An 11267-nucleotide genomic window follows, 5' to 3' on the forward strand; every position below is an offset into this window, starting at 1 on the left:
CCGTACAGAGCGATAATGAGTGATAACCTGACTGAGCCCGAATCCAGCGTTTCGTGGCCGCTCGATAGCAGCGTCGACGACGACACCGTAACGACGGTCGCCCGCGCCCAGTACGAACCCGAACCGGACGCCGCCGTCGTCGCAGTCGTCGAGGCCGTCGCATCCGTCACCCAACAAGACCCTCTCGAGATGCCACCGCTTTTCGGGAGCGTCAACACCGAGGCCCTCGACGAACTCGTCACCACGCCCAGGGAGAACCCGGTTACGGTGACGTTCTCTTACCAGCAGTGTCGTGTGACCGTCTCGAGTTGCGGCGACGTCGCAGTCGAGTGCCGAACCAACGAGTAGTTCACTCGATCGATACGGCAGAACGGGCGTGTCGCCGATCGCCCACGCGTTGGGTCGGACGGCTCACTCGTCGGTCTCCTGCCACCAGAAGGAATCGAACGCGGACGGAGTGTCTCATCAGTAATCCAACTGCTTTCTCCCGATTGGCCGGTGACCTCAACCCTTTTATTAGCGCTGTTCGTTGGTTCGAACATGAGCGAAGACGAGGGCACGAATCCGTCGGCCCAGGGTGTCCCGTCCGAGGAGCAATCCGACGACGGCGAGGCGACGTCTGGCGAGCAAGAGACAGCGACGACGGACGAACCAGACACAACGGTGGAGTCCGGGACCCAGACCCAGTCCGACGATTCCGGAACAACCGAGACGGGCAACGCTTCGACCGAACCGGACGATCCGGCAGATGAGACAGACGGCGCTCCCGACACGGGGTCGGACGTCCAGACGATCCTCGAGCGCGTCAACGAGTACGACGACAGGCTCGCACACAAAGTCAACTCGATCGTCGACCAGGCACGGGATCTCTCCGGGACCGTTCAGCACCAGCGAGAAGAGCTACAGGATCTGTCCGAACGCGTCGAGGCACAGGCCGACACGATCGAAGCTCTTCAATCGGAACTCGAAACCCACAGGCAGGCGGTCGAGGAACGCGACGAGCAACTCGAGGAGTACGAGGAAGAGATCGAGGACCTGAAGAGCCGCCTCAAGCGCAAGCAGGCCGACTTCCAGAACTACAAGAAGCGCGCGAAGAAACGCCAGAAGCAGATCAAAGACCGCGCAACGGAGGATCTCGTCGAGCGCCTCGTCGACGTCCGAGACAATCTGAAACGTGCTCTCGAGGAGGAAAGCGGCGACACCGACGGTCTCCGAGACGGCGTCGAGATGACGCTGCGGGAGTTCGATCGCATTCTCGAGGACGAGAACGTCACGGAGATCGAACCCGAACCCGGCGAAGAGGTCGATCCCCAGCGCCACGAGGTTATGATGAACGTCGACAGCGACCAGCCAGAAGGGACGATCGCCGACGTCTATACGGCTGGCTACGAGATGGGCGACAAGGTCATCCAGAACGCACAGATAACCGTCTCGAACGGCGTACTCGAGAACGTCGAACAGGAAACCGAGAGTCAGGAGAGCAACAGTGGCACCGACGAGGAGCAACGCAAAGCCGACGCCGAGAACGATTCCGACGACGAGGCGATCGAACTCGACGGTGACGTCGATGGTGACGGCGACGGCGACGGCGGCGAAGATACCGGCGACGATAGCTAACCGGCCGTTTCGACGTGGCACAGACCGATAGCGCAGACCTCCGTCTTCAGGCGGCGGTCGAGCGATAGGCTCGGTGCAACGCCCGGGGTCGATAGCCGAACTGGACGTCTCCCGTAATCGTTTTGCCGTGGCTCGCGTGTCGAAAAGTGTGAGGATACCGTGAGAGGCCGTCACCGAACCACAAGGGAGAGCGGGCCAGCGGTGACTCGCACGGCGACGACGTGGTATTCGACGGGGCCTGTTCGACCGGGGCACAGCTCTGTACAGGAGAAAACGAGAGTTCCGCCGGTGTCAAGGGAGAGCGAAGCTCTCGCGGACCGTTGGAAGACAAGCCTCCCGAGATGCTGCCGGTTCCCCTCGAGTGTGGGTTGGAACCGTGAACGCGACACTCGGCGGAAATCCGATGGTCTGATGCGGTTTGCTGTCAGGCAGTTCCGGCGCGACCGTGAGCACGTCTGCGGCCGCGCCGGGACATCGGGACAGCATCCGTCTGATACGGTTTACTGTAAGTCATTTTCGGCACAACCGCGACCCGGGCGGCGGTTGCACCGGTAAATCGGTACAGTAATCCGTCTGAATCGAGCAGCGATTATTCGGGACTTGTCTTTGTGAAAAGTGACTGCAAGACGGAACTCACCGATACGTACCTTACGGCGTGGACTGTTCTGGAGCGGTACGCCATAGTCTGGTGGGTCGCGCCACGGAGAGTCGATGATTTCGTCGGGTTTGTCGATAATGCGTTGCTGCTCGTTCGGATTGAGTGCATCGAGGTCGTCCTGTGCTTTCGATGCGAGTTTCCACGCCCACCCGTCCTCACTCTTTCTCGTTGTCAGTGCCGAATTGCTCGCGTGTCTCTTGGGAACTCATCGTCCGTTGTTCACGAACGTCCTCTTCGGCTTGGAGAAGTGCAACGAGTTCGTCGCGGTCGAACGTGGGATGTTCGACGGCATCACGCAAGGTATACCGGATAAATTCGCTCCGGCTGTTGAATCCTCGTCCTTGCCACGTGTCTTCGATCTCGTTGAGAAACGACCGTGTGACTTTGAAGTTTACCGTGACGATCTCGTCGTCGTTTGTGGCCGCTTCGGACATACGTCTGTATTACTTGCGTATTACTGTGGGTGTTTCGGCGTCCACACGCTGAAGCTATTTTATAGGTGAGACGAGGCGGATGCACAGGTCGCGCCGGAAGCCGACACTCGATTCGACAAACCACGCCTGATGGCAAGGGCGTTGCCCCACCCGTCATCTACATTTCAGTAGTCACTGGTGTAAACGTGGGTTGTGTTATTCATCGCGGGCAGACGCCTGCGCGATAGATGGGGCTACCAGTCGAATGGCCCTCGAGTCGGAGACGCTGAACGTGATAACGTTGTCGGACGAGCCGTGCCGTAACTGACGGACGTGCATTTATTTAAATGCACGAACAAGTTCGCACCCATTCTCATCATCTGGAAATCAGAATCGGGCTTCAACTCGATTTGGTCGTCAGTCACTGGTTAGAGGATAGATATGAACATATTAAAGTGGGTGCGAACATGTTACTGCGCTACGAAAACGACGTGTCCAGGGGTGTTCTGACCTGATGAGTACGGACGATGAATCTTTCCACCCACTCGGAAGCGAGTGGGAAGGCGACCTCGAGTCGATGCTCGACGATACCGAGTACGATACGGATCTCGGTATGGAAATGGCCAAAGACGCATTTCGCGTCACGAAAGGCGAGCTCTCGGAAGCTGAATTCCACGAAAAGTATCACGACGACGTGATGGAGGAATTTGGCGAGGACGAGCGCCCGACGAAGGCAGCCTACGAGGAGGCACAGGCTGCCGAGGACGGCACCGCCTCTCGGATGCTTTCGAAGTTCGAAGGCGACGGCGAAGAGAGCCGCAGAGGCGCCATGAAGAAGATGGGGGCTGGCGCGGCTGCGGTTGGACTCGGTGCGTGGGGAACCGTCGACGACGGCCCAACCGAACCCGACCCCGAACCGTCCGCCGCTGCTGCGCAAGACGAAGCGGAGGAAGACGAAGGCGTCCAGTGGGGAATGGCCATCGACCTCGAGCGCTGTGACGGCTGTCTTACCTGTGTCACCGGCTGTGCACGGGAAAACCAGCTCGACTCGGGCGTCAACTGGATGTACGTTCTCGAGTACGACGACCCGAGCGCAAGCGGTGAAGGCTCGGAACTCGCTCGAAACGCTGGCGGTGCCGCCAACCGACTGGTTCGGCCGTGTCAGCACTGCACCGACGCACCGTGTGAGAAGGTCTGTCCGACGACGGCCCGCCACACGCGCGACAAGGACGGCCTCGTTCTGACCGACTACGACGTCTGTATCGGTTGCCGATACTGCCAGGTCGCCTGCCCCTACGGCGTCAACTACTTCCAGTGGGACGAACCGGACGTCCCGGCCGACGCCATCGAAGAATACCACCAGGAGAGAGACATGGGCGATCACATGACCGACGACCGCGGACGCTGGGTCGACAGTCGCGCACCGCGGGGAGTCATGAGCAAGTGTACGATGTGTCCGACCCGACAGGACGGCCAGATGGGCGAAAGTCACGTCGGAACGACCGCCTGTGAAGAAGTCTGTCCAACAGGGGCGATCCAGTTCGGGAACATGAACGATCCCGACAGCGACCCCCGAAAGTACGAGGACAATCCAGCCCGCGGCCGCACCCTCTGGCGGATCAACCCGCCGAGCGCGGCCGACTTCGAGGCGGACCTCGACGGCGTCGACGACGACCTCGACTCCGTGCTCGAGGCGACGGATCTCGAGGAAGAGGAACTGACGCTGTTGAAGGCCGTCGAGATCGTCTCCGAGGACGAACTGTACGATGGAGACGACGACGACCTCCACAGCCACGATCTGGACTACCACGAACACGCCTTCCGGGAAGCCCTGGAAGCGCTCGCGGACCACGGCCTCGACCACGACAGCGAGGAGGTATTGGTCGAACTCGGTCTCGCCGACGAGTCCGACGACGACGAGGAGTTCGACGGTCCAGACGAGGACGCGGCCCAGATCACTCTCGAGTCGTTCACCGGCAGCCCGGACTCGAATTTCCAACTGCTCGAGGAGTACGGCACGAACCCGAACGTCGTCTACATGGGTCAACAGCCGGGTCCGAACGCAGAGCAGACGGAGCCGACCGGTACTGGCGTGCCGTACGAGCGGCTTAGTTACGAGACGGTGACCGAGGATCAGATCGACCTCGTCGACAACCGCAAGGACGTGCTTGACGAGGATACCGTCGACGGAGGGCTGTTCTCATGAGTACGAAGACTCCAACCGAATCCGACATCCTGCGGCCGGTCGGGATCGAGAGCATCTCGAAAACGTATCTTGCCGTGTTTGGAGCCGCTACCGCGGCGTTCGGTATCTTCCTGGTCGGCTGGTTCTACCAGCTTTACGTCGGGATGAGCGTCACTGGCCTCTCGGATTGGGGGACTGGTGGCGGCGTCACTTGGGGACTGTACATCGGCGCGTTCATCTGGTGGGTCGGAATCGCCCACGGCGGGATCATCCTCTCTGCGGCAGTCCGTCTGCTCGGGATGGACCGGTATATGCCGGTCGCTCGGCTCGCTGAGATGTTGACGCTGGCTGGCCTTTCGGCGGCTGGTTTCTACATTATCGTCCACATGGGCCGTCCCGATCGAATGGTTACGAGTGTCATCGGCCACTACCACATCACGGTCAACAATTCGCCGCTGGTGTGGGACGTGACGGTTATCACGGCATACTTCGTGCTGACCGCGACCTACCTCGGGCTGACGCTCCGGTACGATGTCTCACGACTGCGCGACGACCTGCCGTCGTTCTCTCCGAAGATCGGTAGCTTCCAGGCACCGGACTTGCTCGCACCGATCTACAACGTCATGACCCTCGGTTACAGCGAGAAAGAAGACAAGGTCATCGAGCGGATGGTCTGGTGGGTCGCGCTGGCGATCATCATCATGGCACCCCTGCTCTTGCACGGCGGCGTCATTCCGTGGCTGTTCGCCCTGTTGCCGACCTATCCCGGCTGGTTTGGGGCAATTCAGGGGCCGCAGTTCCTCACTATCGCACTGACCTCGGCGATCAGCGGCGTGATCCTGGTCTCGTACGCGTTCCGTCGCGCCTACGACTGGGACCACATCATCACTGACGACATCTTCCGTGGCCTGCTGCTGTGGCTCGGGTTCTTCTGTCTGCTCTTCCTCTGGCTGCAACTCCAGCAGCTCGTCTCCGGCACCTTCTCGCCGACGGTCGATCACGCGGCTGCGACGGCCTCGAAGCTCTCGCATCCTGCCTATATCGTGCCGATGCTGATGGTGCTTGGCGTTCTCGCGTACATCTTCGCGACGACGCTGCGACCGTCGCTGTTCAACAAGAAACGCGCGATCGGGGCAGCCGTGCTCGTGTTGATCGCGACGCTGGTCGAGAAGACGTACTTCGTCGTCGCCGGTCTCTGGTACCCGGCCTTCGACATCTACTCGGCTACGCCCGGCGAGTACTTCCCGAGTCTGATCGAGCTATCGTCCGTGCTCGGAACGATCGGAATGGTGGCGCTTTTCTTCCTCGTCATCTCGAAACTCGTTCCGGTCGTCGAACTTCACGCGATCGAACACCTGCGTGACGAACACGGCCACGAGGAACACACTGAAACCGAAAGCGAACCGGAGGTGAAAGCATGAGTACACTCGCAAGCGCGATCGCAACCCTTCCACTGTACGCCGGCATCGGTGGTACCGAGGGCGTGACCGGCTTCCCGAACATCGGGACGTACGTCATCTTCGGGGTCGTCCTGGTCCCGGTCTACGTCATGATCGCCGCGTGGTTCATCGGTGAACCACGTAACACGAAGGCTGGTCTGATGGGCCTCGCCTACCTCGTCGGGATTACGGCCGCGATGTGGGTCCCGATGCTGTTCCTCACGGCCATCATCGGGATCGTCTTCTTCGGTGGCATCCCCGAACCGCTGCCGTTCAGCGACCCCGGCCCGTAACTCCCGGTGTCAGCTAACCGACCGGTCGAATTATTTTTACACTCGAGAACGCCGCGAGACTGTTATCCGTTCTACCGCTCCCGGACGCGAGTCGTGATCCTCGGTGGACATGCATTCGCATGCAGTATCGAAACTTCGACGAGAACGGTGCCGACGACCATGCCGACGATCGCCGATGTCGTCACCGCGGCGTCGACGGTTCTGTACCACGGCTACGAGGGGACCGACGGTGTTTCCAAACACTGGTCGCTGGCTCATCTTCGGGGTGGTCCTGATCCCGGTTTACGTCGTGGTGATCGCGTGGTTCACCGGCGTGCCACGTGATACGAAGACGGGACTGCTCGGTGTCGGTTACCTGGTCGGACTGACGTCTGGAATGTGGGCCGAGATGTTCGTCCTCACGATACTCATCGGGCCCGTCTTTTTCGGCAGTGTGCCGGAACCGATCGGGTCGGTCGGGCCATAGACAGATTCTACCTGCGATGCGCCCGCCGAAATACGATCCGACAGCGCCCTAGCAGGGTGAACCGTCACACGTATCCCTTTCGGCACCGTCGATTCCCGTAGGCACATCGACCCACCATGAGCATCACTGAACACGAACTCAAGATCAAACTCGAGGAGGTCGAAGATCCCGACATCGGCGAGGACATCGTCACGCTCGGTCTGGTCAACGACGTCACGATCGATGACGGTACTGCTCGTATCTCTCTCGCGCTCAACGCTCCATACGCCCCATCGGAGATGGAACTGGGCAACCAGGTTCGAGAACTCTGTGACGAGGTCGGTCTCGAGGCAGACGTTCGAGCCAGCGTTGGTCGAGAGCACGGGTTCGACGACGAGGTTCTGCCTAACGTTCGTAACGTGATCGCAGTCTCCTCTGGAAAAGGTGGGGTCGGTAAGACAACAGTCGCAGCCAACCTCGCTGCTGGCCTCGAGAAACGCGGTGCGATGGTCGGGTTGCTCGATGCCGACATTCACGGCCCGAACGTTCCCAAGATTCTGCCAATCGAAGGCGAGCCTGGCGTGATGCCCAACGAGGACATCGTGCCGCCTCGTTCTGACGGCGTCCGGATCATCAGTATGGGATTCATGATGGAGGAAGACGACGATCCCGCGATCCTCCGGGGGCCAATGGTCAACAAGTTCATGATGAAGTTTTTAGAGGGCGTCGAGTGGGGTCGACTCGATTACCTCATCGTCGACCTGCCGCCGGGGACGGGCGACGCGACGCTGAACCTGCTGCAGTCGATGCCCGTCACGGGGTCGGTCGTCGTCACGACGCCCCAGGAGATGGCGCTCGAGGACACCAGCAAGGGAATTCAGATGTTCAACAAACACGACACGCCGGTGTTGGGCGTCGTCGAGAACATGAGCTCGTTCGTTTGCCCGTCCTGTGACGATCAGCATGGCCTGTTCGGAACCGACGGTGCGGACGAAATCGTCGATAGATACGATACCCCGCTGCTGGGTAAGATCCCGATCCACCCTGACTTCGGTGCCGACGGGAGCAAGGGTCCGATCGTCAAAGATGACGAGAGCTCGGTTCAAGACCCCGTCGACGATATTGTCGACGAAATCGCCGATCGCGTCGGCAAGACGAACCGTCGCACAGTCGCCGAGAACACCTCCGACGAACCCGCAGACGTGTTACCGACCGAGACCGAAGACTGAGACGGATTACTGTACCGATTTACCGGCGCAACCGCCGCCCGGGTCGCGGTTGTGCCGGAAATGACTTACAGTAAACCGCATGAGACGGTTTGCTGTCAGTCACGTTCGGCACGACTGCGGGGCGACTCGTGGTCGCGTGGAAACGACGGCCAGCAGTACGGTCGAACTGTCGGTTCGCAATCGGTCGCCAGGGTTTACGTCGTTCCCGTCGAACTATCGCGTATGTCACTCGACAGCTACGGCGACGCGGTAGCGAACCTCGATCCCGACGACGGAGCGATCGAGAGCACGGAACTGGTCGTAACCGACGACGTACTCGTGAAAGCGTTCGCGCTCGGTCCCGGTGCAGAACTCGAGGCACACGACCATCCCGACAGTACGAACGTGTTCCACGTCCTCGAGGGGACGGTGACGGTCGTCCAGGACGACGAGGGCGAGCAGGTTGCAGCGCCGGGGGTCGTCCAGCACGACCGCGGGGCCGAACACGGTGCCCGAAACGAGACCGACGAGACGGTGGTTTTCACGGCGAGTCTGTGTCCGCTACCGTCCTGAACGCGGCTACATGTAACCGAGGTCGCGCAGCCGTTCCATCAGGTCTTCTTTGTCCTGGGCACGTCCCGCGCGTTCGGTCGTTCCCTCGAGGTCTTGAAGCCAGGCGGGGTCGGTCTCGGTTTTCTCGGTGCTGATCTCGCTACCCAGCGACCGGAACCCTTCCCAGTACTTCGGTGAGACCGGGGTGTCGAAGGGGTCGAGGTCGTCCGGCAGGTCGTCTTTGCCTTCGGGGACGTAGCCGTCGTCCGGGAACTCGTCGACGGTATCGGGCACGACGAAGTTCCAGAACGTCTCCCAGACGGCAGCTTCGTTGAACTGCAGGATCGGCTGAACTCGATCGTGGGGTGGGTGGATGTCCGGGTCGTGACGCGGCGAGAAGAACGTCTCGTCGGCACGGGCCTCCTGTTCGTCCCAGCGGACGCCGGAGACGATGCCGTCGGTTCCGTACTCCTCGATGGCGTCGTTAAGCGCCACCGTCTTCAGCAAGTGGTTGCCGACGTAGGTATCGAGCAGGAACGGAAACGTGTCCTCCTCGTACTCGAGGATGTCCCGAACGTGGTGTCGGTTGTGTTCGGAGAGTTCCGAAATCTCGATCTCGTCGCCTGGGTCGAGGTCGTGGTCGGCGACGTATTCGCCGACATCTTCGTTGCGTGCGTAGATGACCTCGAGTCCCCACTGGTCGGCCCAGTGGTCGACGAAGTCGTGGATCTCGTCGAAGTGCTGGTAGTGGTCGATGAAGATCGCCGGCGGGACCTCGAGGTCGTGTTGCTCGGCAACCTGGGTGACGAAGTAGAGGACGAGCGTCGAGTCCTTCCCGCCGGTCCACATGACGGCGGGGTTGTCGTACTCCTCGAGGCCCTGGCGTGTGACCTCGACTGCCTTCTCGATTTTGTCGTTGACGTGGGGGTAGTCGTCGGGGGCTTCACCGCTTCCGTCGGCGTAATCGACATCGATGCGGTCTGAGAGGTTCTGGCTCATCGGTCGTAATTAGATATAATTATCTGGTTTAAACCCTTTGGGGGTGCGGAAACCTCTGTCGGAAAATTGTCCGCGGCGATCTGACTGGAGTGTAGTATTGTAGGCTTAGATGGTGTCGAACGGTAGCTTTCTATTTGCTCCCTGGTCTGACGAGCGAAACGACATTTGCCGCTACCAACGTAAATTTCAAAGAAATTCATCGATAGTCGTTAGTCGAGCGGTGCAGCCTCGAGGCGTCGATCCGGATCGGAACCGTCTAGTTCCCGCTGGAGGAGACTGACGATTCGCCGGCTTGCAAGCCCGTCGCCGTACGGGCGGGGATGGGAGTCGGGCGTCCAGTCGGCGACGAGTGCCTCACGGATCTGATCTGCATTCGAGCCGACCAGCCTGTTCCAGCCGGCATCGACTGTCTCTTCCCACTCGGTCTCCGTCCGAAGGGTGACACATCGCGTCTCGAGGAAGAACGCTTCCTTCTGGACGCCACCGGAGTCAGTCGCGATCCGTTCGGCCGCGTCGAGCAGCCGAACGAAATCGAGATAGCCAAGCGGTTCGATCACCTCGAGTTCGGCGGTTGCCCGCTCCCACAGGCCGTACGCCCGGAGTCGGTCGACCGTCCGGGGGTGAGCCGGGAAGACGACCGGGAGCGGAACGTCGGCCAACGCGTCGACGATCGACGCCAAGTTCGACCGAGCGTCGGTGTTTCGCTGCCGGTGGACCGTCGCAAGGACGAACTCGCCCTCGCGGAGACCGAGTTCGGCGAGGATCGACGACGCGCCGGTCGACTGGTTGCGGGCCTCGAGTAGGGCATCGTACATCACGTCACCGGTCCAGAAGACACCCTCAGAGATCCCCTCTGTGGCGAGATTCTCGACGGCGGCCTCGCTCGGCGCAAAGCAGAGATCGGAGACGTGATCAGTCAGGACGCGATTGATCTCCTCGGGCATCTCACGGTTCCCGCTGCGGAGACCTGCCTCGACGTGAGCGACCGTCGCGTCGCGTTTCGAGCCGACGATGGCACCCGCAAGCGTCGAGTTGGTGTCGCCGTACAGTAAGACAGCGTCGGGTTGGACCGACTCGAGCACCGACTCGAGGCGCGTCAGCATCGCTGCAGTCTGGCGGGCGTGAGTGTCGGAAGCGACACCGAGGTTGTACTCGGGCTCTGGAATGTCAAGTTCTTCGAAGAAGACGTCCGACAGCTCTTCGTCGTAGTGTTGGCCGGTGTGGACCAGCACCTCCTCGCCGACATCGCGGATCTTCTGCGAGACGACCGCCGCCTTGACGAACTGCGGTCGGGCACCGACGACCGAGCAGATTCGCATCAGTTCACCCCCTCGTATCCGTGGAACCGAACGTCCTGGCTGGCCGGCCTGCTGTGGAGGGACGATTTTCGTCGAGAGACGTTCACCTCGGATATCATGTAGCGGCCATTCCAGAATGCGGTATATCGTTATCGGCGCG

The 11267-nt window shown here is 60.7% G+C and carries 11 protein-coding genes and 1 pseudogene; 8 read left to right on the top strand and 4 right to left on the bottom strand.

What is annotated here, in order from left to right:
- The first annotated feature begins 15 nt into the window (after positions 1 to 15).
- Together NATGR_RS01260 and grpE are read left to right on the top strand one after the other, a co-directional pair.
- Positions 16 to 348: a HalOD1 output domain-containing protein gene (locus tag NATGR_RS01260; protein WP_005580079.1), complete on the top strand. Its 333-nt coding sequence runs from the start codon at positions 16 to 18 to the stop codon at positions 346 to 348.
- Positions 349 to 540: 192 nt separating this feature from the next.
- The gene (grpE, locus tag NATGR_RS01265; RefSeq protein ID WP_005580080.1) at positions 541 to 1617 is read left to right on the top strand and encodes a nucleotide exchange factor GrpE; all 1077 of its coding nucleotides are present in this window, start codon (positions 541 to 543) and stop codon (positions 1615 to 1617) included.
- A gap of 500 nt (positions 1618 to 2117) precedes the next feature.
- Here the strand turns inward: grpE and NATGR_RS20585 are convergent, their stop codons facing one another.
- Positions 2118 to 2450 carry a type II toxin-antitoxin system RelE family toxin gene (locus NATGR_RS20585; protein WP_015233214.1) on the bottom strand — a complete coding sequence of 111 codons (333 nt, stop codon included), beginning with the start codon at positions 2448 to 2450 and terminating at the stop codon, positions 2118 to 2120.
- The gene (locus NATGR_RS01270) at positions 2431 to 2709 is read right to left on the bottom strand and encodes a ribbon-helix-helix domain-containing protein (RefSeq protein ID WP_005580081.1); all 279 of its coding nucleotides are present in this window, start codon (positions 2707 to 2709) and stop codon (positions 2431 to 2433) included. Before NATGR_RS01270 ends, NATGR_RS20585 begins: the two co-directional genes overlap by 20 nt.
- Before the next feature lie 493 nt (positions 2710 to 3202).
- On the opposite strand from NATGR_RS01270, the gene NATGR_RS01275 reads away from it, so the two are divergent.
- From NATGR_RS01275 to NATGR_RS01300, 6 genes and pseudogenes are all read left to right on the top strand, one after another.
- Entirely contained in the window at positions 3203 to 4894 is a 1692-nt protein-coding gene (locus tag NATGR_RS01275; RefSeq protein WP_005580082.1) for a 4Fe-4S ferredoxin N-terminal domain-containing protein, read from the top strand.
- Positions 4891 to 6294, top strand: a complete 1404-nt coding sequence (gene nrfD, locus NATGR_RS01280; RefSeq protein ID WP_005580083.1) for an NrfD/PsrC family molybdoenzyme membrane anchor subunit — start codon at positions 4891 to 4893, stop codon at positions 6292 to 6294. Before NATGR_RS01275 ends, nrfD begins: the two co-directional genes overlap by 4 nt.
- Complete coding sequence (locus NATGR_RS01285; protein ID WP_005580085.1) at positions 6291 to 6605, top strand: hypothetical protein; 315 nt, start codon at positions 6291 to 6293, stop codon at positions 6603 to 6605. The genes nrfD and NATGR_RS01285 overlap by 4 nt, the downstream gene beginning before the upstream one ends.
- Before the next feature lie 159 nt (positions 6606 to 6764).
- Positions 6765 to 7071, top strand: a pseudogene (locus tag NATGR_RS01290) (hypothetical protein).
- A gap of 116 nt (positions 7072 to 7187) precedes the next feature.
- Positions 7188 to 8279: an Mrp/NBP35 family ATP-binding protein gene (locus tag NATGR_RS01295; protein ID WP_005580092.1), complete on the top strand. Its 1092-nt coding sequence runs from the start codon at positions 7188 to 7190 to the stop codon at positions 8277 to 8279.
- Between the two features lie 222 nt (positions 8280 to 8501).
- Positions 8502 to 8831: a cupin domain-containing protein gene (locus NATGR_RS01300; RefSeq protein ID WP_005580094.1), complete on the top strand. Its 330-nt coding sequence runs from the start codon at positions 8502 to 8504 to the stop codon at positions 8829 to 8831.
- A gap of 6 nt (positions 8832 to 8837) precedes the next feature.
- Here NATGR_RS01300 and NATGR_RS01305 read toward each other — a convergent pair whose 3' ends face one another.
- Positions 8838 to 9809, bottom strand: coding sequence for a phosphoadenosine phosphosulfate reductase family protein (locus tag NATGR_RS01305; protein ID WP_005580097.1), 972 nt, complete (start codon positions 9807 to 9809; stop codon positions 8838 to 8840).
- Positions 9810 to 10018: 209 nt separating this feature from the next.
- The gene (wecB, locus tag NATGR_RS01310; RefSeq protein ID WP_005580099.1) at positions 10019 to 11128 is read right to left on the bottom strand and encodes a non-hydrolyzing UDP-N-acetylglucosamine 2-epimerase; all 1110 of its coding nucleotides are present in this window, start codon (positions 11126 to 11128) and stop codon (positions 10019 to 10021) included.
- Positions 11129 to 11267 lie beyond the last annotated feature (139 nt).

Source organism: Natronobacterium gregoryi SP2 (assembly GCF_000230715.2).
GTDB classification, from domain to species: Archaea; Halobacteriota; Halobacteria; order Halobacteriales; family Natrialbaceae; genus Natronobacterium; species Natronobacterium gregoryi.